We start from the raw sequence: 22,871 nt of genomic DNA, 5'->3' as shown, positions 1-22,871 counted from the left end.
CCGCGCCGGTGGCTCGACGCGGTCCGGCACGCCGCGGCCACCCCGTGAGCGGTCGTCTCACGCCGCGGCGCGTTCAGGAAGCGGACGCCGCCGCCGCGTCGGGTCGGTCAGGGAGCGCGGGGGGAAGGCGGCGTTGGGCTCGTACCGGTTGGTCCCGGGTGGCACGATCTCGTCGATCCGATCGAGGGTCGTGTCGTCCAGGGTGAGGGTCGCGCCCTTGAGCAGGTCCTCCAGGTGCTGCATGGTCCGTGGTCCGATGATCGCCGAGGTGACCGCCGGATGGGCCACGGTGAAGGCGATGGCGAGTTGTGGAAGCGTGCACCCGATGTCCGCCGCGAGGTCGACGAGCCGTTCGACGATGTCGAGCTTGGCCGCGTTCTCCGCGATCGTGGGATCGAACTGCGCCGGCCGCAGAAGCGCGCGCCCGGTCGACAGGTCCACGGCCCGGTCCCTGCGGTACCTGCCGCTGAGAAATCCGAAGGCGAGAGGGCTCCAGACCAGCACCCCCATGCCGTAGCGCTGGCAGACCGGGAGGATCGACGTCTCCACCCCGCGGGCGAGGATCGAGTACGGCTGCTGCTCGGTGCGCAGCCGACCGAGGCCGCGACGCTCGGACACCTGGTGTGCCTCGACGATCTCCTCGGCGGGGAACGTCGAACAGCCGAAGGCGCGGATCTTTCCCTGGCTCACCAGGTCGGTGAGCACCGAGAGCGTCTCCTCGATGTCGGTCGAGGGGTCGGGGCGGTGGACCTGGTACAGGTCGATCCAGTCGGTACCCAGACGCCGGAGGCTCCCCTCGACCGCCTTGAGGATCCATCGCCGCGAGTTGCCGCCCTGGTTGGGCCCCTCACCCATCGGAAAGTGGACCTTGGTGGCGAGGACGACGTCGTCGCGACGTCCCCGCAGCGCCTTCCCCACGATCTGCTCGGACTCACCCCGGCCGTACATGTCGGCGGTGTCGACGGTGTTGATGCCGCTGTCGATCGCGGCGTGGATGATGCGGACGCACTCGTCGTGGTCCGGGTTTCCGACGGCACCGAACATCATGGTCCCCAGGCAGTGGGTGCTCACCTCGATGCCGGTGCCGCCGAGCGTGCGGTAGCGCATGCCGATGCTCCCTTGGCGTTGTCGTCACGATCAGGGGCACCGTAGGAGCTCGAGTCGGCTCTAGGTCAAGCCTCGCTACCCTGCTCGACATGGCCGACGACATCACGGTTCTGAGCATCGGGCAGGTCGCCGAACGCACCGGCCTGAGCGTGCACGCCCTCCGCTTCTACGAGCAGGAGGGCGTCTTCGTCGATCCGGTACGCCGTGGGCCGGGTGGGCGTCGCGTGTACAGCGAGAACGATGTGGACTGGCTGACCGTCTGCATCATTCTCCGCGCCTCCGGCATGCCGTTGCCCGCGCTCCGCCGGTACGCCGACCTCGTCCGGGCGGGCGCCGGCAACGAGGAGGAACGGCTCGCGCTTCTGCGGGAGCACCGCGAGCGCGTCACCAGCCAGATCGGCAAGCTCACGCAGTGCCTGGACCTGATCGGCTTCAAGGTCGGGTTGTACGAGGATCTGCTCGACGAGGCCCAGCGCGCAGTCGAGCCAGGTCGGTCGCGTCCTTCGGGCGGCGGGGACGTTCCGGCATCCACACCGGGTACATCTGTTTGAACTCGATCTGGGCCGCCACCGAGATCGTCGGCACGACCAACGAGCCGATCCGGCCGGGCGGCGCGTCCAGCATCCCGGCCGGCAAAGGGGTGCCCGCCCAGGGGCCGGCCCCGACGGTCGGCCGACCGCTGTCGTCGTCCCGGCCCAGGTACGCGACGCTGACCTCCACGTCACCGGCGAACAGGTCGAGCTGTAGCTCCGCCGGCATCTCCGGGTCGGGACGCCAGCCCCGCGCCAGCAGCAGCGTGGCCAGCCGCTCGCCGTCCTCGCGCCAGCAGTACCAGTCGACGTCGACGTGCGGGCGGCTCACCGCGCCGAGGTGGAAGTCCATCGCCCAGCCGCCGCGCAGCCACACCGGGACACCGGCCGACCTGGCCACCTCGACCAGCTCGGCGATGCTCGCCAACTGGCGACGCGCGACATCGTCCATCGGGCCACGGTACGGCCGTTCGCGTCCCTCAGCGGGCCGGGCGCGACTCGTAGCGGGTCAGGGACGTACGGGCGTCTAGGGGGAGGCGCGCGCCGGCCGCGCTGTCGCCGTAGAGCGTCCAGCGCAGGAAGTCGGTCGTCGTGGCCAGCACCGGTGCGAAGCCGGGGCGGTCCGGCGTGAGGTACTCGCCGTGCCCCTGACCGACGACGCTGAGGAAGACCGCCGGACCTCGGGTTCGCGCGTACGCCGCCCGGCCGACCGTCACCGGCACCACCGGGTCGGCCGTGCCGTGCACGAAGAGCACCGGGGCGGTCGGCCCGGCGAAGCTGCCGGGCAGGCCGCCGCCGGCGATCACGATGCCGGCCCGCAGCCGGGTCGGGTGGCCCTCGGTGAACATGCCGGAGGTGGTGAAGCCGCCCGCCGAGTGACCGGCGGCGGCGATCGAGGTGAGATCCAGGTGGCCGGCGAGCGGGTCGCCCGGGTCACGGTCGAGGCGACCCAGGTGCCGGATCAGCCGCCAGCCGTCGGCGGGCTGGTTGCGGACGTCTGCCCTGGTGAAGTGCGCGGCATCCGCGCGGGTGTGCGGGTAGGCCGGCGCGGCCACCACGAAACCGGCCGCCGCCCAGCGGGTGGTCAACCCGGCGTGCAGCTCGGGTCGGCTGCGCAGCCCGTGGCTGTAGACGATCAGCGGGAACCGTCCCGCGGCCACCCCGTCGGCGTCCGCCGGATACCAGACGGTCACCGGCAGGGGGCGCGCCGAGCGCGGATCGAGGGTGAGCGTACGCACGCCGACGGTGTACGGCCCCTCGGGCGCTCGACGCGCGGCCTGCGGCGCGCCCGACCCGCCAGCCACGGCGGAGGCCGGCGCGCACCCCGCCAGCAGCGCTGTCACCAGTACGGCGACCAGCCGTCCCGCCCCCACGGTCCCACGGTAGGCGTCAGGACGTACTCGACGGCCCCGCCGTCCGGCCTGCCTCCACCCGCCACCCGGTCGGGTCGCCTCCGCCGCGCGGCCCGACCCGCGGCGACCGCGGAGGTGGGGGCGGTGCGTCGGCCAGGGCTTCGCTAGGGTCACCGGCATGGCTGAGAACTACACCGACCCCAGCGGCAACACCGAGGCGTTCCGTGCCTTCACCCAGACGCCGGAGGCCACCGGCCCGGCCGACGCGCCGTCCCGGTTGCCCCTCATCGTCGGTGCGGCGGTGGTCGTGGTGCTGCTGGTGGCCCTGGTCGTCTGGCTCGCCTAGACCTTCGCCACCACGTCCCGGGTCTGCCGGGCGATCTCCCGCTCCTCGTCGGTGCGGATGACGCAGACGCTCACCTCGGCGCCGTCGGGCGAGATCACCCGGTCACCGTCGCCGTCGTTGCGGGCGTCGTCCACGCCGATGCCGAGCCGGTCCAGGCCGGCCAGCGCGGCAGCCCGTACCGGCGCGGCGTGCTCACCCACCCCGGCCGTGAACGAGATCGCGTCGACGCGGCCGAGCAGCGCGTAGTACGCCCCGACGTACCCGGTGATCCGCCGGCAGTAGACGTCGAAGGCCAGCGCGGCGGCCCGGTCCCCGGCGGCCCGGCGTTGCAGCACCTCGCGCATGTCGTTCGCGCCGGTCAGGCCGAGCAGGCCGCTGCGGTGGTTGAGCAGGTCGTCGATCTCGTCGACCGACAGTCCGCCCTCGCGCCGCAGGTGGAAGATGACGGTCGGGTCGAGATCGCCGCTACGGGTGCCCATCACCAACCCTTGCAGGGGTGACATTCCCATCGAGGTGGCGACGCTGCGGCCACCGGCCACCGCGCAGGCGCTGGCCCCGTTGCCCAGGTGCAGGGTGATCGTGTTGAGCTGCTCGTACGGGCGGCCCAACAGCTCGGCCGTACGCCGGGAGACGTACGCGTGCGAGGTGCCGTGGAAGCCGTACCGGCGGATGTCGTACCGCGCGGCGGTGTCCCGGTCGATCGCGTAGGTCGCGGCGGCCTCGGGCAGGGTGTGGTGGAACGCCGTGTCGAAGACGGCGACCTGCGGCACGTCCGGCAGGGTCGCCCGGGCCATCTCGATGCCGGCCAGGTTGGCCGGGTTGTGCAGCGGGGCGAGCGGGACCAGGTCGCGGATCGCGGCCAGCACCGCGTCGTCGACGAGCGTCGGGGCGGTGAAGGTCCGGCCGCCGTGCACCACGCGGTGTCCGACGGCCGTCAGCCCGGTCAGGTCCAGCCCGTCCAGGATCTGCCGGACCGCGCTGGCGTGGTCCGCCGGGCCGCCGCCGGGCTCGCCGATCCGCTCGACGGTGCCCTGGCCGAGCGTGCGGTCCCCGTCGTAGTGCCGCCACTTCACCGACGACGACCCGCAGTTGAGCACCAGGACCCGACTCACGACGCCTCCTCGGCGGCTGCCTGGATGGCGGTGATCGCCACCGTGTTCACGATGTCCGGCACCAGCGCGCCCCGGGACAGGTCGTTCACCGGCCGGCGCAGGCCCTGCATCACCGGACCGACGGCGACCGCCCCGGCCGAGCGCTGCACCGCCTTGTACGTGTTGTTGCCCGTGTTGAGGTCCGGGAAGATGAAGACCGTGGCGTGCCCGGCGACCTTGCTCTCCGGCAGTTTGGTCGCCGCCACCGCCGGGTCGATCGCCGCGTCGTACTGGATCGGTCCCTCGACCAGCAGGTCGGGCCGGCGTTCCCGGACGAGCGCGGTGGCCGCCGCGACCTTCTCCACGTCGGCGCCCGCGCCGGAACTGCCGGTGGAGTACGACAACATGGCCACCCGGGGCTCGATGCCGAACCGGGCGGCGGTGTCGGCCGACGAGATCGCGATGTCGGCGAGCTGGGCGGCGTCCGGGTCGCGGTTCACCGCGCAGTCGCCGTAGACCAGCACCCGGTCGCGCAGCAGCATGAAGAAGACGCTGGAGGCCACCGAGACGTCCGGGACGGTACGGATGATCTCGAAGGCGGGTCGGATGGTGGCGGCGGTCGTGTGCGTGGCCCCGGAGACCATGCCGTCGGCGTGCCCGGTGGCCACCATGAGCGTGCCGAAGTAGTTGGGCTGCGCCACGATGTCGGACGCCAGCTCGGCCGTGACGCCCCGGTGGGCGCGCAGGCGCGCGTACTCGGCGGCGAACTCGTCGTGCCACCCGCTGCTGGTCGGGTCGACGAGCTGCGCGTCGCCGAGGTCGATGCCCAGCTCGCGGGTACGCCGGGCGATGTCGTCGGGGCGGCCGAGCAACGTCAGGTCGGCCACACCCCGGCGCAGCAGGATCTCCGCCGCCCGCAGGATCCGCTCGTCGGTGCCCTCGGGAAGCACCAGGTGGCGGCGTTGCGAGCGGGCCCGGTCGATCAGCTCGTTCTCGAACATCAGCGGGGTGACCCGCGTCGAGCGGCTCACCCGGAGCCGGCGGGCCAGGTCGTCGGTGTCCACGCAGCGTTCGAACGCGCCCAGCGCGGCCTCCACCTTGCGCGGGTTGGCCACGCTGGGCCGCCCCTCGATCCGGATGGACGCCTCGACCGTGTCGTAGCTGTCGCTGCCCACGGACAGCACCGCCAGGCCGGTGTTCAAGCCCTCCACCAGCCGCATCACCCGAGGATCGGGCTGCTCGCCCAGGGTGAGCACCAGCCCGGCCACCGACACCTGCCCCGCGACGTGGGCCGCGCTGGCGGCGACGAGCAGGTCGGCCCGGTCGCCAGGGGTGATCACCAGCGCCCCCTCGGTGAGGTGGCCCAACAGGGTCGGCACGTGCGCCGCGCCGACCACGAAGTCCAGCACGTCCCGCCCGAGCGCGGCATCGTCCCCGGCCAGCAGGGTGGCGCCGAGCGCCGCCGCCACCTCGGCCACCGTCGGCGCCGACACGCTCGGCACCTCCGGGATGGCGTACGTGGGCACCGGCAGCTCCGGCAGCGTCATCGGCCCGGGCACCCGGTTGGCGATCACCGCGAGCACGGTCGCGCCCAGGTCGGCCAGGTCGTGGTACGCCCCGCGCATGGCCGCCTCGACGGCCGCGGGCTCCTGCTCGTACCCGTCGACCACCGGCACCACGACGCTGCCGAACTCGGTGGCCAGCCGGGCGTTGAAGGCCAGCTCGCGGGGGTGGGCGGGGTCGCCCGGCTCGTCGAAGTCGCTGCCCACGACGACCACCGCCGGGCACTGCCGCTCGACCGCCCGGTAGCGCTCCACGATCGCGGAGATCAGCTCCTCGCGCCGGCCGTCGGCCACCAACGCGGCCGCCTCGGCGTACGTGGCCCCGGCCAGCTCGCCGATCGGCACCTCGACCCGGTACCGCTCACTGAGCAGGGCGAGGATCGGATCGGGGCCGGTGTCGGCGACCAGCGGTCGGAACACGCCGATCCGCCCCACCTGCCGCGACAGCAGTTCGGCCAGCCCGAGAGCGATGGTCGACTTACCCCCGCCCGAACCCACGCTGGTCAGATAAACGCTGCGAGCCACGCCCCCACCCTAGAAGACCCCCGGACTCCCCACCCGGCCCCTCCGAGCCCGCCCGCCCCCGCCGCCCGCCTGCGTCCCGGTGATCATGAAGTTATCGCTCGACACGCCGACGACACGCGCGCACAACTTCATGATCACCGCGGGAGGTGGGGTGGGGGTGGGGGTCAGGCGTCTTCGTCGTCGGGGTCGTCTAGGCGGGCCAGGTAGGTGGCCAGGCGTTCGATGGGGGTTTCGAAGTCCGGGTTGAGGTCGACGAAGTCGCGCAGGCGCTCGCCCAGCCACTCCAGGGTCACCTGCTCGTCGCCCCGGCGTTCGACCAGCTCCTCGATGCCACGGTCGGTGAAGTACACGTCATACGTCCTCGTGCTCGGCCCGGCGCGGGCCGGGCGGGTCGGTGATCGGATGGACCGACGCGAGCCGGGGCAGGACCGTCGAAGGCCCTGCCCCGGCTCGCGTGGCGTGCTCAGGTCACGGGCGGGGGAGTGCCGCCTCGATGAGCGCGGTCTGCTCGACCTCGTGGGTCTTGGCCGAACCGACCGCCGGGGCCGCCGCGGCCGGGCGGGAGATCCGCCGCAGCCGGACGTCTGTGAGGTGCTCCAGCAGGTTGAGCGCTACGAACGACCAGGCGCCCTGGTTGGCCGGCTCCTCCTGCACCCAGGCGAAGTCCTCCGCGTTCGGGTACTGCGCCAGCGCGGCGCGGATCTCCTCCACCGGCAGCGGGTAGAGCTGCTCGATCCGGATGATGGCGGTGTCGGTGACGCCGCGCTCCTGCCGGGCCTGGAACAGGTCGTAGTAGACCTTGCCGGAGCAGAGCAGCACCCGCTTCACCGCCTCCGGTGCCGGGGCGGCCGTGTCGCGCAGGACCGGCTGGAAGGTGCCGGTGGTGAAGTCCTCCACCGAGGAGACGCAGAGCTTGTGCCGCAGCAGCGACTTGGGCGTGAACACCACGAGCGGCTTGCGCTTCGGCGACAGGGCCTGGCGGCGCAGCAGGTGGAAGTAGTTCGCCGGGGTCGTCGGGATGGCCACCCGCATGTTGTCCTCGGCGCACATCTGCAGGAACCGCTCCGGGCGACCGGAGGTGTGGTCCGGGCCCTGGCCCTCGTGGCCGTGCGGCAGCAGCAGGGTCACCGCGGAGCGCTGACCCCACTTCACCTCACCGGACGAGATGAACTCGTCGATCACCGACTGGGCCCCGTTGACGAAGTCACCGAACTGGGCCTCCCAGGCGACCAGCGCGTTGATGTTCTCCACCGAGTAGCCGTACTCGAAGCCCATCGCCGCGTACTCGCTGAGCAGGGAGTCGTGCACGAAGAACCGGGAACGCTCGCCGTCGCCGGTGAGCGACTTGAGGGGCAGGTAGTCGTCCCCGGTGCGGGAGTCGACGATCGACGCGTGCCGCTGGACGAAGGTGCCGCGACGCGAGTCCTGACCGGCGAGCCGGACGGTGACCCCGTCGTGCAGCAGTGCCCCGAACGCGATGATCTCGCCGTAGCCCCAGTCGATGTTGCCCTCGACGGACATCTTGGCCCGCCGGTCGAGCAGCTGCTGGATGCGCTTGTGCGGGGTGAAGCCCTCCGGCAGGTTGACGTGCGCCTCGCCGATCGCCTTGACCACGGCGGCGTCGGTGGCGGTGTCGACAGCCGGCTCCGGCTCTTCCTCACGGCGCGGCCGGTTGAGCTGGCGCGGCGTGGCGGCGGCGTCCCGGGTGGCCTTGAAGACCTTCTCCAGTTGCGCCTGGTAGTCGCGCAGCAGCTCCTCCGCGTCCTCCACGGTGATGTCGCCGCGACCGATCAGCTCCTCGGTGTAGAGCTTGCGCACCGAACGCTTCGAGTCGATGATCTTGTACATCTGAGGGTTGGACATCGACGGGTCGTCGCCCTCGTTGTGGCCGCGCCGGCGGTAGCAGACCATGTCGATCACGACGTCCTTGTTGAACGTCTGCCGGTACTCGAAGGCCAGCCGGGCCACCCGGACCACAGCCTCCGGGTCGTCGCCGTTGACGTGGAAGATCGGCGCCTGGATCATCCGGGCCACGTCGGTGCTGTAGAGGCTGGACCGGCTGTACTCCGGCGCGGTGGTGAAGCCGACCTGGTTGTTGACCACCACGTGCACGGTGCCGCCGGTGCGGTAGCCGCGCAGCTGCGACAGGTTGAGCGTCTCGGCGACCACGCCCTGCCCGGCGAACGCGGCGTCACCGTGCACCGCCAGCGGCAGCACGGTGTAGCCCTCCAGCTTGAGGTCGATCCGGTCCTGCTTGGCCCGGACGATGCCCTCCAGCACCGGGTCGACGGCCTCCAGGTGCGACGGGTTCGCCACCACCGACACCTTCACGGCGTGCTCGCCGTCCGGGGTGGTGAACTTGCCGTTCTGGCCCAGGTGGTACTTCACGTCGCCGGAGCCCTGCGTGGAACGCGGGTCCAGGTGGCCCTCGAACTCCGAGAAGATCTTCTCGTAGGGCTTGCCGACGATGTTGGCCAGCACGTTGAGGCGGCCACGGTGGGCCATGCCGATGACGACCTCGTCCAGCCCGTTCTCGGCGGAGGACTCCAGCACCTCGCCGAGCAGCGGGATCAGCGACTCGCCGCCCTCCAGCGAGAAGCGCTTCTGGCCCACGTACTTGGTCTGCAGGAAGGTCTCGAACGCCTCGGCCGCGTTGAGCCGGTTGAGCACGTGCTTCTGCTCGTCGGCGGACGGCTTCTCGTACTTGCGCTCGATCCGCTCCTGGATCCAGCGCCGCTCCTCCGGGTCCTGGATGTGCATGTACTCGATGCCGACCCGGCGGCAGTACGAGTCGCGCAGCACTCCGAGGATCTCGCGCAGCTTCATCCGCTGCCGGCCGGCGAAGCCGTTGACCGGGAACTCGCGGTCCAGGTCCCACAGGGTCAGCCCGTGCTGGAGGACGTCCAGGTCGGGGTGCTTGCGGATCTTGAACTCGAGCGGGTCGGTGTCGGCCATCAGGTGACCGCGCACCCGGTACGCGTGGATGAGCTCGTGCACCCGGGCGGTCTTGTTGATCTGACCCTCGGAGTTGACGGCGACGTCCCGCATCCAGCGCACCGGCTCGTACGGGATGCGCAGCGAGGTGAAGATCTGGTCGTAGAAGCCGTGCTCGCCGAGGATCAGCTCGTGCATCACCTTGAGGAACTCGCCGGACTGCGCGCCCTGGATGATCCGGTGGTCGTACGTGCTGGTCAGCGTGATGATCTTGCTGACCGCCAGCTCGGCGAGGGTGGCCTCGGACATGCCCTGGTAGGGGGCCGGGTACTCCATCGCGCCGACGCCGATGATCGCGCTCTGCCCCTGCATGAGCCGGGGCATCGAGTGCACGGTGCCGATGCCGCCCGGGTTGGTCAGCGAGATCGTGGTGCCGGAGTAGTCCTCCATGGTCAGCTCGTTGCGCCGCGCCCGCCGGACCACGTCCTCGTACGCCTGCCAGAACTGCCGGAAGTCCATCTGCTCGCAGCCCTTGATGGAGGGGACCACCAGGTTGCGGCTGCCGTCCGGCTTCGCCAGGTCGATGGCGATGCCGAGGTTGACGTGCGCCGGGCGGACCACGGCCGGCTTGCCGTTGGCCTCGGCGAACGAGTTGTTCATCTCGGGGTGCTCGACCAGCGCACGGACCATCGCGTAGCCGACGAGGTGGGTGAAGCTGACCTTGCCGCCCCGCCCACGGGCGAGGTGGTTGTTGATCACGATGCGGTTGTCGACAAGCAGCTTCGCCGGGACCGCGCGCACGCTGGTCGCGGTCGGCACGCTCAGCGACGCGTCCATGTTCTGGACGATCTTCGCGGCGACACCGCGTAGCGGCGTGGTCTGCGGGCCGTCGGCGGTCGGCGCGGGCGCCTTCGCGGCCGGCTTGGCCGGCGCCTCCTTGGCGGCGGCCGCCGGGGCCGGCGTCGGGGCGCTCTTGGTCGGGGCGGGCGCGGCGGCGGCCGGCTTGGTCGGCGCGGCGGCCGGCTTCGTGGCGGGCTGGGTCACCTTGGCTGCCGCCTCCGGCTGGCCGTCCGGCTCGGGCGCGGCGGCCGGCTTGCCGGCGCTCTCCGCCGGGCGCGGTGTCGCGGCGCCGGGCGCTGGTCGGTAGTCAGCGAAGAAGTCGTGCCAGGCTGAATCGACGCTCGTGGGGTCGGCGAGGTACCGCTGGTACATCTCCTCGACGATCCACTCGTTCGGGCCGAAACCCGCCAGTGGGTTCTCCTGCGAAGTCTGCTGGGTCGACACGGCCGGTAATCGCCTCTTTCACGCGGGTTTGTGTGTCACGCGGTGTCCGTTCCGCCGATCAAGGAGAACGGACAGACGACTCCCAGGCTACGCCGTACGGATCGCCCCGGCATTTCCGCCTCGGTCGGGTGGCCCGATTCACAGAAGATGCCAGAAGTTCGGCAACCTCTGCGGCGATCGCCGCCGACTGGTACGGCGGAATTGAGTATCCCGACGGATGTCTGGCCGGCCTTCCTCCGCCAGGATCGGCCGCATGGACGGACACGGGGCATGGGGGCGCTATGGCAGGAGCATGGCGGTGGCGGCCGGTTGGTACGTCACCGCGATCGCGGCCGTGGCGGTGGGCACCACGAGCGTGCCGAGCACACCGGTGGGCGACGACTGCGCGGCCTGGTTCAGTTGTCTGTCGCCGGGGGAGTCGCTGGCGTTCGTCGTGCTGGTGTGGGGCGCACCGGTGCTCGTCGGGCTGCTGTTCGTGACGGCGTTGGTGGCCGCGCTGGCCGCCCGGCTCGTCCCGTCGGCGGTGGCCGCCGGGACACTGTCCGCGGTGGTCGCCCTCACGCTCTGCGGCGCTGTCCTCGCGGGGCTGGTATGAAGCGGCTCGGCCTCGGAGGGCTCTTCTTCGCCTGGCTCTACGGGGTGCCGTTCCTGCTGCTGGTGGGCCTGATCCGGCGCGTCTCGCGGCCCTACGCGCCGACTTATGCAGAGGCCAAGGCGTTCGGCGCGACCACCGACGCCCTGCTCATGACCGGGCTCCTGCTCAACGGGGTGCTGCCGGTGATCGGTCTGCTCCTGGCCGGACTGGCCGGCGAGGCGATGTGGCGTCGGCACTTCGCCGGGGCGTTCGCCGGGGTGGTGCTGATCTACGTGGCGGTGGCGCTGGTGGGAGGCATGGCGAGCACCGCGCTGATCGGGCACGTCCCGGCCGACCAGGAGCCGGCACCGCGGATCACCCAGTGCATACCCATCAGCGGCGGCCGGGGCTGCCCCGGCGGCTGACAAGCAGGCACGTCCGGAATGACGGCCGTGCCGCCGCCACCGCAGGCACATTCCGGAATGACGGCGGTGCCGCCGTCACCCCAGGGTGGCCCGGGGTGACGGCCGTGCCGCCGCCACCCCGGAACCCGGTCGGTCAGGAGATGTCGCGCCGACGGATCAGCAGGGACCCGGCCACGCCGGTGACCACCGCGTACCCGATCAGCACGGCCGCGCCGGCCCAGCGCGGCGGGTTGCCGGGGATGTCCGTCCCGGTGACCATCAGCGACGAGGCGAGCGACGGCACCAGCAGTTGCAGGTTGTTGATCCAGTCACCCCAGCGGTCGGCCAGGATGGCGATCACCACGGCCGCGCCGATCGAGCCGCCCAGGTAGAGCAGGATGCCGGTCACGGTCGCGCCGATCTGGCTGCGGATCAGCACGCCGATGCCGACGCCGAACACGGCCCAGAGCAGGTACGCGAGCAGGTTCAACCCGATCGCCCGCCAGGCCGCGTCGTTGCCCAGTTGCGAGTCCACCCCGACCGCGCTCAGCACCGCCGACCCGGCGATCAGGTTGAGCGCGGTGGTGACCAGCCAGAACAGCAGCGCCAGCACGCCCGCCGCGACCAGCTTGGCGAGCATGACGGCGGTGCGGTGTGGTGCGGTGAGGAACGTGGTGGTGACCGTCTGGTGGAAGAACTCGCTGGTCACCACGATGATGCCGAGCAGCATGATGATCAGCAGGCCGAAGAACTGCCCGGTGGTGAACAGGTTCGACGAGAGCGCGTCCGGAGTGGCCGCCGCCTCGAACTGGGCGGCCTGGTCCCCCACCTCGGCGGGGTTGGTGCTGGTGAGGGCGTCGGCCTGCAACCAGTTGATGAGCAGCGTGAGCGCCCACAGCGGCAGGCTGATCAGCGCGAAGATCCACCAGGTGTTGGTCGTACGGATCTTGAGCAGCTCGGATCGGACCAGGTTCATCGGATGCCCGCCTTTCCGGCCGTCAGCTCCAGGAAGACCCGTTCCAGGTCGGGCCGTTCGGTGGTCAGTTCGTGCAGTTCCACGCCGGCGGCCAGGGCGGACCGGCCGATCGTCGGGGCGTCCACCCCGGAGACCAGCAGAACGCCGTTCTCGTCCGTGGTGACCGTGGCCGACTGCGCCTTCAGCGCGGTGGTCAACGCCTCGGCCTGCGGGGTGCGGACCCGGACCTGGGCGCCCTGGGCCATCGACCCGAGCACCTGCTCGACCGGCCCCTGCCGGACGAGCTGCCCGGCCGCGATGATCACCACGTCGTCGGCGAGGAGCTGCATCTCCGACAGCAGGTGGCTGGAGACCAGCACCGTACGGCCCTCGTGGGCGAGGTTCTTGAGGAACCCGCGCATCCATCGGATGCCCTCCGGGTCGAGCCCGTTGGCCGGCTCGTCGAGGATGAGCACCCGTGGGTTGCCGAGCATCGCGGCGGCGATACCGAGCCGCTGCTTCATGCCCAGGGAGTAGCCCTTGAACTTGCGCTTCGCGGCCGGGGTCAGCCCGACCAGTTCCAGCACCTCGTCGGCCCGGTTGCGGGGCAGGCCGGCCGCGGCGCAGATCACCCGCAGGTGGTTGATGCCGGTGCGGCCCTTGTGGGCGCTGGACGCCTCCAGGATCGCGCCGACGTGGCGCAGCGGGTCGGTCAGGTCGGCGTAGCGGTGGCCGCTGATGGTGGCCGTGCCCCCGGTCGGCGTGACCAGGTTCAGCAGCATGCGCAGCGTGGTGGTCTTGCCGGCGCCGTTCGGGCCGAGGAAGCCGGTCACCCGCCCCGGTGCCACGGTGAAGGACAGGTTGTTCACCGCCCGCACGTTCTTGTACTGCTTCGTCAGACCGGACACCACGATCTGACCGTCGCTGGTGGGGCTTCGCTGCCCGTCAGTCATCGTTCTCCTCCCGTGTGGCGTCGAGGTACGCCGTGGCACAGCGTGACGGTACCGAGCAACAAGGTCAATCAGCCCGAGTACGTACGGCGTGGTCCTCCTTGCGAATGACGCCCGCCACCACGACGGACCTCAGCGGGCGATCCAGGTGGCCCGGGCCGCGCCGAGCAGCGTGCCGTCCGGCCCGTACAGGCTGGTGTGCACCCGCGCCTTGCGGCCGTCGACACCGACCAGCGCGCCGGTCACCACGCACTCGTCGCCGGGCGCCGGCCGGGCCGTGACCACGGCGGCGATCCGACCCAGCAGGTACGGGCGTTCCGGCGCGAGCACCGTCCAGCCGCCGGGGCAGTCCAGCGCGGCCCAGACGGTGGCGTCGTCGACCTGCCCGGGGACGCGGAACGGCGCGGCGGTCCGGCCGTCCGGCAGGCGTCCGGGGAAGATCCGCAACCCGTCGGTCCGGCTCGGACCACAGACGAAACACCCGGGGTACGGGTGCGCGACGAAGCCGGGGTAGCGGGTGGCCGCCTCCGCCGCCGTCTCCGGGTCGACCGGCGGTACGACGGCGTCCACGACCCCGGCCGGGCGGACCTCGGCCACCAGTTCGCCGGCCGGGTCCCGGACCTCGCCGTCGACGAGGGTCAGCTCCGTGTCCAGCGGCGGTGGCCGACGCAGCGTCACCTCGACCGGTCCGGGCCCCGCCGCAGTGGCGAAGAGCCCGGCGCTCCAGCCGCCGTTGCCGGAGCCGGTGGGCCCGTTGTAGCGGGACTCGACGCGCATGGGTGACCTCCGTGGAACGTGCACCGGCGTCGTCGCCGGCCCGCCCCGCAGCCTCGCACGGGCACACCGCGCAGGCATCCGCCGACCGGCGTTCATCCGTCCGACACCAGCGGTGCCCACCGATGGCACCCGGGGCCCTTACACAGATCCCATGGCCGTTCTGCATGTCGCTGGCACGCCACTGACGACCAGCGGATACACCCTGCTGATCGCCGACGACCCCACCCAGGTCGCGGCCGCGCAACGCCTGCGCCACGAGGTGTTCGCCACCGAGTTGGGCGCCACCCTCGCACCCGGCGCGGCCGGGTTGGACGTGGACCCCTTCGACGCCCACTGCGACCACCTCATCGTCCGGGAGGACAGCACCGGGCAGGTGGTCGGCACGTACCGGCTGCTCCCGCCGGGGCGTACCGACCGGCGGTACGCCGAGAGCGAGTTCGACCTCACCGCGCTGGACCCGCTGCGGGACGACCTCGTCGAGACGGGCCGGTCCTGCGTGCACCCGGACCACCGCTCCGGCGCGGTCATCAACCTGATGTGGGCCGGTCTCACCCGCTACCTGCACCTGCGCGGCTCCCGCTGGCTCGGCGGCTGCGCCTCCGTGCCGGTCGACGACGACGGTCGTACGGTCGCCGGGGTGTGGGCCCAGGCCCAGGCCCGGCACCTGTCCCCGCCGCCGCTGCGGGTCCGGCCGCTGCGTCCGTGGTTCGCCGAGCCGGCCGCCGCCCTGGCCACCCCCTCCGATCCGGCCGCTCGGGTGGCGGTCCCGCCGCTGCTGCGCGGTTACCTGCGACTCGGCGCGTGGATCTGCGGTGAGCCGTCGTACGACCCCGACTTCCGGTGCGCGGACTTCTACGTGCTCTTCTCCCTCGACCGGATGAACCCGCGCTACCTGCGGCACTTCCTGGGCGGGGACGAGCGGTGACCGTCGCGACGCACGACCTGTGGCGGCCCTCGTCGGGCTGCGACGACGACTGCCTACCGACAACCGGCGAGGTGCCCACGGTGTCGGTGGCCCGTCGGGTGCTCCGGCTGGTCGCGGCGGGCGGCATGCTGCTGGCCGGGGTGGGCGTGGCGGTGCTGCTGCCCGTCCTGCCGGCGCCGGAGCGGCAGGCCCTGCTGCGCGGCTGGGCCCGTGGCACCGTGCGCGCCTTCGGCGTCCGGCTGGTGATCAAGGGGCGGCTGCCCCGGCGGCGCGCGCTGCTGGTCGCCAACCACGTCTCGTGGCTGGACATCCTCGCCGTCCTGGCGGTCGCGCCCACCCGGATGGTGGCGAAGCGGGAGATCCGGTCGTGGCCGGTGGTCGGGCTGTTGGCCGCCGCCGCGGGCACGGTCTTCGTGGACCGGTCGCGCCCGCGCGCCCTGCCGACCACCGTGCGCCGGCTCGCCGACGCGCTGCGCGCCGGTCGGTCGGTCGCGGTCTTTCCCGAGGGTACGACCTGGTGTGCCGGCGACGGCGCGGCCGAGTGTCGCCCCGGGGGCGGCTTCCGGCCGGCCATGTTCCAGGCGGCCATCGACGCGGGCGCTCCGGTGGTGCCGCTGCGGCTCGGGTACCGCAGCGGGCACACCGGGGCGGGCACCACCGTCGCCGCGTTCCTCGGAGCGGACACCCTGCTGCGCTCGGTGGCCCGGGTGGTGGCGGCACCGGATCTGGTGGTGTCGGTGACGGTCGCCGCCGCGCTGCACCCGGGGCAGGACGCCGACCGGCGGTTGCTGGCCCGCGCCGCCGAATCCGCCGTACACCTGGTGGCGGCCGTCCCGGCGCGGACCCGGCTGCGGCCGATCGCCACCCTGCCCCCGGCGGTCCCGGCGCCGACGCCGCACCCCGGTCAGGAGCTGGACCTGGCCGCCTGACCCGGCCCCGCCCCCTGTCCCGACCCCCGCCCGCTGTCCCGGCCCGCTGCGCGCCGTCCCGGCCCCCCGCCCGCTGTCCCGGCCCGCTGCGCGCTGTCCCGCGTGCGCTCGCGCGGGAACGCCTGTCAAGATCCGCGCAACAACAGGGTTGTTGCTGCTTCCCGCGCGCCGGAGGCAGCAACATCCGGGAAATTGCGCGGATCTTGGCGGGCGTCGCCGCACAGCGGCTCGCGACTGTCTTGTCGTATCGCGATGTATCGCGTTACTGTCTCCTCGGGAGGCGCGCTCCGGCGTGCCGTCGAGAGGAGCACACCCATGGCCGAGTGGACGGTCGAGACGCCGCAGCGGCTCACCCTGGACGGTCCGGTCACCCGGCTGGACGTCCGTCTCGTCAGCGGACGGCTCAACGTGGTCGCCACCGACGGCCCGGCCCGGATCGACGTCACCGAGGTGGGCCGCCGACCGGTCCTCATCGACCACTCCGACGGCCGTCTCACCATCCGCCAGGAGCGTGAGTGGGGCTGGCCGAGCTTCCTGCGCGGCCTCCGCGCGATCCACCGCTTCCCCCGGGTGGACGTCTCGGTGGCCGTGCCCGCCGACGTCCTCGCCGACCTGGGCCTGGGCGCGGGCTCGGTCGTCGTCTCCGGGCTGCGCCGGCAGACCACCGTCGACCTGGCCGCCGGCCAGATCACCCTCATGGGACTGCGCGGCACCACCTTCGCGAAGCTCACCTCGGGGCCGGTGGAGGCGCTCGGGGTGCGCGGCGACCTCACCCTGGAGACCGTCTCCGGAGAGGTGATCCTCGCCGACAGCGCCGCCGAGCGGGTGCGGGCGCAGACCGTCTCCGGCGCCATCACCTGCGACCTGGACAATCCCCGACGTAGCGACATCCGGCTCGCCACGATCTCCGGCAGCATCACCGTCCGGGTCCGCGAGGACAGCGACCTCTCCGTCCGGCTGAACACCGCCGCCGGCCGGATCACCAGCGGCTTCCCGCAGGTACGCGGCTCGACGTACCCGCTGCCGAGCAGCGAGGGGGTGCTCGGCAGCGGTGCCGGTAAGCTCTGGGCCTCCGCGACCTCGGGCAGCATCGCCCTGCTCGCCCGAGCGGTCGACGACGATTCCGAGGAGCTGCCGTGACCGCCGTGTTCAGCCACGGACGGCTCCGGCTCTACCTGCTGAAGCTCCTCGACGACGGTCCCAAGCACGGCTACGAGCTGATCCGCCTCCTGGAGGACCGGTTCCTCGGGCTCTACGCGCCCAGCGCCGGCACCATCTATCCCCGCCTGCAACGCCTGGAGGCCGAGGGGCTGGTCAGCCACACCGCCGCCGGGGGGCGCAAGACGTACGCCATCACCGACGCCGGCCTCGCCGAGCTGCGCCAGCGCGCCGGTGAGCTGGCCGCGTTGGAGGCGGACATCGCGGCCTCGGTGGCGGACCTCTCCACCCTGGCCGGCGAGATCCGCAGCGAGGTGCGCGGCTCGACGCGTGACCTCAAGCGGGAGCTGAGCGAGGCCGCCCGGCAGACCCGACGTGCGCGGTGGGCGCCGCCGCCGTCGCCGCACCGGCCTCCGCCGGCCGACGCGCCACGGGCGGCCCTGCTCGACGAGTTCGACGAGCGGCTCGCCTCGTTCACCGCCGAGGTGAGCCGTCTGGCGCGCGGCCGGCAGTTCAGCGACACTCAACTACGCACGGCGATCCGGCTGCTCGACGGTGCCCTGGACGGGCTGCGCCGACTGTTGCGCTGACCGTTCGGCGACTCACAGGATTTTTCCAGGAAGCGTCCAGCGCCGACGCAGTGAGTTCACCGATGATTGGGCCCATGCCCGCTACCCAGACCGAGGCGCGACTTCTCGTCGTCGAGGACGACCCCAACATCCTCGAACTGCTCTCCGCGAGCCTGCGCTTCGCGGGCTTCGACGTGGCGACCGCGACCAGCGGCAGCGCGGCCCTGAACGCCGCCAAGGACCACCGGCCCGATCTGGTCGTGCTCGACGTGATGCTGCCGGACCTGGACGGCTTCGAGGTCATCCGGATGCTGCGCGAGGGCGGTACGCGTACCCCGGTGGTCTTCCTGACCGCCCGGGACGCCACCGACGACAAGATCCGCGGGCTCACCCTGGGCGGCGACGACTACGTCACCAAGCCGTTCAGCCTGGAGGAGTTGACCGCCCGGATCCGCGCCGTGCTGCGTCGCACCACCACCGGCGAGCAGACCCCGTCCCGGCTCACCTTCGCCGACCTGGAGCTGGACGAGGAGACCCACGAGGTGCACCGCGCGGGCCAGCGGGTGCAGCTCTCCCCGACCGAGTTCAAGCTGTTGCGCTACCTGATGCTCAACGCCAACCGGGTGTTGTCCAAGGCGCAGATCCTCGATCACGTCTGGAACTACGACTTCCGGGGCGACGACAACATCGTCGAGTCCTACATCTCCTACCTGCGCCGCAAGGTCGACACTGGTCAGCCCCGGCTGATCCACACCCTCCGTGGCGTGGGGTACGTGCTGCGCAAGCCGGCGGCGTGAACCCGGTCCAGCAGGCGAAGGTGCGGGTCCGCAGCGTCCCGCTGCGGCTGAAACTGGTCACCTCGGTGCTCACGCTGGTCGCCGTCGCACTGCTGGTGATCAGTTCGCTGACCGCCTACTTCCTGCGTAACTACCTCCAGGGTCAGGTCGACGGCCAGATCCGGTCGACCGCACAGGGCCTCGGTCAACTGCTCCCGAAGCTGCGTACCGGGCAGGTCAACGCGATGCTGCCGAGCGACTATGTCGTGTCGCTGGCCGACGAGCAGCGGGTCTACGCGGCGATCTACGACGACATCAGTCTCGACCCCGAGCAACTGCCCACCTTTCCCAGCACCCGCAACGGCTTCGAGGAGTTGGAGGGGGAGCCGCGGACCGTGGCGTCGCATGACGGCCTCACCCGGTGGCGGGTCTACTACGCGGCTCAGCCGGACGGATCCGTGCTGGCCGTGGGACAGCCGCTGACCCAGGTGGACCGGGCGGTCAAGCAGCTCGTCTGGATCGACCTGCTGGTCGGCGGCGCGGTGTTGATCATGCTGGCCTCGGTCGGCGCGGCGATCGTCCGGACCAGCCTCAAGCCGCTCGTCGAGATCGAACAGACCGCCGCCGCCATCGCCGGTGGCGATCTGACCCGCCGGGTGCCCGACCCCGAGCCGGGCCAGGAGCATCCCACCTCCGAGCTGGGGCGGCTGTCCCGTGCTTTGAACGCGATGCTCACCCAGATCGAGGCGGCGTTCACCGCCCGGGCTGCGTCCGAGACGGCCGCCCGTTCGGCGGAGAGCAGCGCCCGGGACGCGGCCGCCGCCGCCCAGGCGTCCGAGGCGCGGGCCCGGCGCTCCGAGGAGCGGATGCGACAGTTCGTCGCGGACGCCTCGCACGAGCTGCGGACCCCGCTGACCACCATCCGTGGCTTCGCCGAGCTGTACCGGCAGGGCGCGGCCCGTGCGCCGGAGCAGACCGCCGGCCTGCTGCGCCGCATCGAGGACGAGGCGGCCCGGATGGGGCTGCTGGTGGAGGACCTGCTGCTGCTGGCGCGGCTGGACCGGGAACGGCCGCTCTCGCTGGCCCCGGTGGAGCTGCCGGTGCTCGCCTCCGACGCGGTGCAGGCGGCCCGCGCGATGGCCCCGGACCGGCGGATCGACCTGGACATCGAACCCGGATCGGGACCGCTCGTCGTCTACGCCGACGACGCGCGTCTGCGCCAGGTCATCGGCAACCTCGTCACCAACGCTCTCACCCACACCCCGCCGGAGGCCGAGGTCCGTCTGCGACTGCGCGCCGAGACGGGCAACCTCGCGGTGATCGAGGTCGCGGACACCGGCCCGGGGCTCTCCCCGGAGCAGGCGGAGCGGGTGTTCGAGCGGTTCTACCGGGCCGACGCGGCGCGGACCCGACGCGCCGACGGCAACACCGGCACCGGCCTCGGCCTGGCCATCGTGGCCGCTCTGGTGACCGCCCACCACGGTTCGGTCGAGGTGGTCGAGACGCCCGGTGGCGGGGCCACCTTCCGGGTCCGGCTGCCGCTGCTGTCGGAGGCCGAGGAGAGCGGCGAGTGACTTTCAGCCAACTTCCAGGACGGTTCCAGCTTGATCGCAGTGCCGGGGGAGAAGGTAGGGACATGACCGAGTTCGAGTCCGACCCGCAGCGCCGGCCGGCCCCCACCGACGCCGAGCCGTCGCACCCCACCGCCGAGCTGCCGCGCGACGAGCGCGCGCAGTCCGACTCTCCGACCACCCCCGTTCCGGCCGACCGGGACGCGACGCCGACCGCCGCCATCCCGGCCGCCGACGACGCGCCGACCGCGCCGGTCGCGCACGTCGGCCAGCCCACCGGGTACGAGCCGCCGACCGCTGCGCAGCCCACCGGGTACGAGCCGCCGACCGCCGGGTACCAGCCGGCCGCCGGCCAGCCCACCGGGTACGAGCCCTCGGCTGCCGGTGCGTCCGCGCCGCCGTACCCGGTCTCCGGCCACCCGACGCCCGGCCAGCACGGCTACCCGCAGCCGACCGACGGTCGCTACCCGGGTGCCCCCTGGTACGCGGGCCAGCAGTCCGGCTGGGCCGGCGGGGGCCAGCCGGGCGGGGCCTACCCGCAGCAGCACCCGCAGCACCCGGGACAGCCCGTGCCGCCCTGGGGCCCGCAGGCCACGCCGCCCGGCTCCGGCCCGCGCCCGGGTCGGATCGCCAAGTTCGCCGGCGCCGGCGTCGCGGTGTTCGCCCTGATGCTCGGCTCCGGCGTGGCCGGCGGGGCGCTCGCGCTCGCCCTCGACGGCGACCGTGGTGGCGTCACCCGCACCTACACGGCCGCCCCGGTGCTGAACAGCGCGGACCTGCCGAAGATCGCCGCCGCCGTGCAGGACAGCGTCGTCTCGATCGCCACCGACAGCGGTGAGGGGTCCGGCGTCGTGCTCACCGCCGACGGCTACGTGCTCACCAACAACCACGTGGTCGCCTCCGCGAGCGGGGACACCGTGCAGGTCGTCTTCGCCGACGGCAGGAACGTCCAGGCGAAGATCGTCGGCACCGACCCGAAGACCGACCTGGCCGTGGTCAAGGCCAACGGGGTGAGCGACCTCAAGCCGGCCAAGTTCGGCGACAGCGACGCCATGCAGGTCGGCGACCAGGTCCTCGCCCTGGGTAGCCCGCTCGGCCTCCAGGGGTCGGTGACCGCCGGCATCCTCAGCGCCCGGGACCGCACCATCCGAGCCGGGGAGGGCCAGCAGCAGGACCCGCGCCAGCAGGGCCAGACCGTCAGCTCGATCTCCGGGCTGCTCCAGACCGACGCGCCGATCAACCCGGGCAACTCCGGTGGCGCGCTGGTCAACACCCGCGGTGAGGTGATCGGCGTCAACACCGCCATCGCCACCTCCGGGCAGAGCACCGGCAACATCGGCGTCGGCTTCGCCATCCCCAGCAACAAGGCCAAGGACGTCGCGGGCAAGCTCCAGCGCGGCGAGAAGGTCAGCCACCCGTCGCTCGGGGTCGGCGTCAACCAGGCCGAGGGCGGCGGCGCGCTGGTCGCCTCGGTCACGCCGGGCAGCCCCGCCGAGAAGGCCGGCCTCCAGCAGGGCGACGTGGTCACCCGCTTCGGCGACAAGCCGATCAACGACTCCGACGACCTGGTCGGCGCGGTGCAGGCCGGCAAGGTCGGCGACCGGGTCGAGGTGCACTTCAAGCGCAACGGGGCCGAGAAGACCGTGACGGTGACGCTCACCGAGACGTCCTGACCGACACCAGAACCTGCCTCCCTCCGGCGGCGGGTGGCGGAGCCAAGGGGGTTGGCTCCGTCACCCGCCGCTTTTTCCACGGCGGATCACCCGAAGAGGGTGAACCGCCGTCACCCGGGTGCCCGGCACGCTCGGCGGGCGAGCTGGCGAGCGTACGGGGGTGGGCCGATGAGCACGGTGGATGACGAGCGGATCCAGCGGGACGTCCTGGCCGAGCTGGCCTGGGATCCGCAGGTGCTGCCGAACGAGATCGGGGTGACCGTCGACCAGGGGGTGGTCACCCTCAACGGGTACGTCGACGGCGCTGCCCGTGGCTGGGCGGCCACCCGGTGCGCCCAGCGGGTCCGGGGCGTACGCGCGGTGGCCGACGAGATCGAGGTGCGGCTGCCCGGGACGCCGGGGCGTACCGACGGCGACATCGCCCTCGCGGCGTCCCGCGCCCTCGAATGGGACAGTTTCGTGCCCGCCGAGCGGCTGGACGTCAGCGTGGCCAACGGCTGGTTGATGCTGCGCGGCGAGGTCGAGTTCGGGTGGCAGCGCCGCGCCGCCGAGGGGGAGTTGCGCCGTCTCGACGGCGTACGGGGGATCACGAACCTCGTCGAGGTGCGACCGTCGACGCCACCGCCGGACGAGCGGGCGCGGCAGGACGTCCAGCGCGCGCTGGCGCGGACGCTCGGCGGCGAACGGGTGACGGTGGAGGTGGACGGCGACACGCTGGTCCTCGCCGGGGTGGTCCGGTCGTGGTGGGAACGGGACCAGGTGGAGCGGGTGGCGTGGTCGGCGCCGGGGGTGCGGGTCGTGCACGACCAACTTCTGGTCGGCGGATGAGCGTCCGTCTTGTCCGGTTTATCCAGGGCTGCGGGGGGAACCCGCCGCGAA

Annotated in this window: 22 protein-coding genes; 12 read left to right on the top strand and 10 right to left on the bottom strand. The window is 72.4% G+C overall.

Going from position 1 to position 22,871, the window contains the following annotated elements; translation table 11 throughout:
- Positions 1–57: 57 nt before the first annotated feature.
- Complete coding sequence (locus tag ACQPZK_RS26445; protein WP_433535531.1) at positions 58–1,107, bottom strand: aldo/keto reductase; 1,050 nt, start codon at positions 1,105–1,107, stop codon at positions 58–60.
- Between the two features lie 89 nt (positions 1,108–1,196).
- Between ACQPZK_RS26445 and ACQPZK_RS26440 the strand changes: the two genes are divergently transcribed.
- On the top strand, positions 1,197–1,658 hold the full coding sequence (locus ACQPZK_RS26440; RefSeq protein ID WP_433535530.1) for a MerR family transcriptional regulator: 462 nt from the start codon (positions 1,197–1,199) through the stop codon (positions 1,656–1,658).
- Here the strand turns inward: ACQPZK_RS26440 and ACQPZK_RS26435 are convergent.
- Positions 1,540–2,088 carry a nucleotidyltransferase domain-containing protein gene (locus tag ACQPZK_RS26435; RefSeq protein WP_433535529.1) on the bottom strand — a complete coding sequence of 183 codons (549 nt, stop codon included), beginning with the start codon at positions 2,086–2,088 and terminating at the stop codon, positions 1,540–1,542. The two genes, ACQPZK_RS26440 and ACQPZK_RS26435, sit on opposite strands and share 119 nt — an antisense overlap.
- Positions 2,089–2,116: 28 nt before the next feature.
- Positions 2,117–3,010 carry an alpha/beta hydrolase family protein gene (locus tag ACQPZK_RS26430; protein WP_433535528.1) on the bottom strand — a complete coding sequence of 298 codons (894 nt, stop codon included), beginning with the start codon at positions 3,008–3,010 and terminating at the stop codon, positions 2,117–2,119.
- A gap of 157 nt (positions 3,011–3,167) precedes the next feature.
- On the opposite strand from ACQPZK_RS26430, the gene ACQPZK_RS26425 reads away from it, so the two are divergent.
- Positions 3,168–3,335, top strand: coding sequence for a hypothetical protein (locus ACQPZK_RS26425; protein WP_355050513.1), 168 nt, complete (start codon positions 3,168–3,170; stop codon positions 3,333–3,335).
- Here the strand turns inward: ACQPZK_RS26425 and ACQPZK_RS26420 are convergent.
- From ACQPZK_RS26420 to ACQPZK_RS26405, 4 genes are all read right to left on the bottom strand, one after another.
- Complete coding sequence (locus ACQPZK_RS26420; protein WP_433535527.1) at positions 3,332–4,447, bottom strand: acetate/propionate family kinase; 1,116 nt, start codon at positions 4,445–4,447, stop codon at positions 3,332–3,334. The genes ACQPZK_RS26425 and ACQPZK_RS26420 overlap by 4 nt on opposite strands.
- Positions 4,444–6,513 (bottom strand): phosphate acetyltransferase, encoded by a 2,070-nt coding sequence (gene pta, locus ACQPZK_RS26415; protein WP_433535526.1) that lies wholly within the window; start codon positions 6,511–6,513, stop codon positions 4,444–4,446. The genes ACQPZK_RS26420 and pta overlap by 4 nt, the downstream gene beginning before the upstream one ends.
- Before the next feature lie 164 nt (positions 6,514–6,677).
- A complete protein-coding gene (locus ACQPZK_RS26410; protein WP_007464679.1) occupies positions 6,678–6,863 on the bottom strand; it encodes a DUF6104 family protein in 186 nt (61 codons plus the stop codon).
- 118 nt (positions 6,864–6,981) lie between these two features.
- On the bottom strand, positions 6,982–10,731 hold the full coding sequence (locus ACQPZK_RS26405; RefSeq protein WP_433535525.1) for a multifunctional oxoglutarate decarboxylase/oxoglutarate dehydrogenase thiamine pyrophosphate-binding subunit/dihydrolipoyllysine-residue succinyltransferase subunit: 3,750 nt from the start codon (positions 10,729–10,731) through the stop codon (positions 6,982–6,984).
- 253 nt (positions 10,732–10,984) lie between these two features.
- Between ACQPZK_RS26405 and ACQPZK_RS26400 the strand changes: the two genes are divergently transcribed.
- Both ACQPZK_RS26400 and ACQPZK_RS26395 read left to right on the top strand, forming a co-directional pair.
- Positions 10,985–11,326, top strand: a complete 342-nt coding sequence (locus tag ACQPZK_RS26400) for a hypothetical protein (RefSeq protein ID WP_433535524.1) — start codon at positions 10,985–10,987, stop codon at positions 11,324–11,326.
- Positions 11,323–11,730 (top strand): hypothetical protein, encoded by a 408-nt coding sequence (locus ACQPZK_RS26395; protein WP_433535523.1) that lies wholly within the window; start codon positions 11,323–11,325, stop codon positions 11,728–11,730. Before ACQPZK_RS26400 ends, ACQPZK_RS26395 begins: the two co-directional genes overlap by 4 nt.
- Positions 11,731–11,863: 133 nt before the next feature.
- Here ACQPZK_RS26395 and ACQPZK_RS26390 read toward each other — a convergent pair whose 3' ends face one another.
- From ACQPZK_RS26390 to ACQPZK_RS26380, 3 genes are all read right to left on the bottom strand, one after another.
- Entirely contained in the window at positions 11,864–12,685 is an 822-nt protein-coding gene (locus tag ACQPZK_RS26390) for an ABC transporter permease (RefSeq protein ID WP_433535522.1), read from the bottom strand.
- The gene (locus ACQPZK_RS26385) at positions 12,682–13,617 is read right to left on the bottom strand and encodes an ABC transporter ATP-binding protein (RefSeq protein ID WP_433535521.1); all 936 of its coding nucleotides are present in this window, start codon (positions 13,615–13,617) and stop codon (positions 12,682–12,684) included. The genes ACQPZK_RS26390 and ACQPZK_RS26385 overlap by 4 nt, the downstream gene beginning before the upstream one ends.
- Before the next feature lie 129 nt (positions 13,618–13,746).
- Positions 13,747–14,391: a hypothetical protein gene (locus ACQPZK_RS26380; protein ID WP_433535520.1), complete on the bottom strand. Its 645-nt coding sequence runs from the start codon at positions 14,389–14,391 to the stop codon at positions 13,747–13,749.
- A 151-nt stretch (positions 14,392–14,542) separates the two neighbouring features.
- On the opposite strand from ACQPZK_RS26380, the gene ACQPZK_RS26375 reads away from it, so the two are divergent.
- The 8 genes from ACQPZK_RS26375 (at position 14,543) to ACQPZK_RS26340 (ending at position 22,820) form a co-directional block, all read left to right on the top strand.
- Positions 14,543–15,316, top strand: coding sequence for a GNAT family N-acetyltransferase (locus tag ACQPZK_RS26375; protein WP_433535519.1), 774 nt, complete (start codon positions 14,543–14,545; stop codon positions 15,314–15,316).
- Positions 15,313–16,245 carry a lysophospholipid acyltransferase family protein gene (locus ACQPZK_RS26370; RefSeq protein WP_433535518.1) on the top strand — a complete coding sequence of 311 codons (933 nt, stop codon included), beginning with the start codon at positions 15,313–15,315 and terminating at the stop codon, positions 16,243–16,245. Before ACQPZK_RS26375 ends, ACQPZK_RS26370 begins: the two co-directional genes overlap by 4 nt.
- Positions 16,246–16,560: 315 nt before the next feature.
- Entirely contained in the window at positions 16,561–17,385 is an 825-nt protein-coding gene (locus tag ACQPZK_RS26365) for a DUF4097 family beta strand repeat-containing protein (protein ID WP_433535517.1), read from the top strand.
- Positions 17,382–17,993 (top strand): PadR family transcriptional regulator, encoded by a 612-nt coding sequence (locus ACQPZK_RS26360; protein WP_433535516.1) that lies wholly within the window; start codon positions 17,382–17,384, stop codon positions 17,991–17,993. The genes ACQPZK_RS26365 and ACQPZK_RS26360 overlap by 4 nt, the downstream gene beginning before the upstream one ends.
- Positions 17,994–18,067: 74 nt before the next feature.
- Complete coding sequence (locus ACQPZK_RS26355; RefSeq protein WP_433535515.1) at positions 18,068–18,769, top strand: response regulator transcription factor; 702 nt, start codon at positions 18,068–18,070, stop codon at positions 18,767–18,769.
- On the top strand, positions 18,766–20,322 hold the full coding sequence (locus ACQPZK_RS26350; protein WP_433535514.1) for an ATP-binding protein: 1,557 nt from the start codon (positions 18,766–18,768) through the stop codon (positions 20,320–20,322). Before ACQPZK_RS26355 ends, ACQPZK_RS26350 begins: the two co-directional genes overlap by 4 nt.
- Positions 20,323–20,384: 62 nt before the next feature.
- Complete coding sequence (locus ACQPZK_RS26345) at positions 20,385–21,992, top strand: trypsin-like peptidase domain-containing protein (protein ID WP_433535513.1); 1,608 nt, start codon at positions 20,385–20,387, stop codon at positions 21,990–21,992.
- Between the two features lie 168 nt (positions 21,993–22,160).
- Entirely contained in the window at positions 22,161–22,820 is a 660-nt protein-coding gene (locus ACQPZK_RS26340; RefSeq protein WP_433535512.1) for a BON domain-containing protein, read from the top strand.
- The last annotated feature ends 51 nt before the right edge of the window (positions 22,821–22,871 follow it).

Origin of the sequence: Micromonospora sp. CA-249363, assembly GCF_050950185.1 — a bacterium.
Classification (GTDB): Bacteria; Actinomycetota; Actinomycetes; order Mycobacteriales; family Micromonosporaceae; genus Micromonospora.
This window is presented reverse-complemented; position numbering and strand designations above follow the sequence as displayed.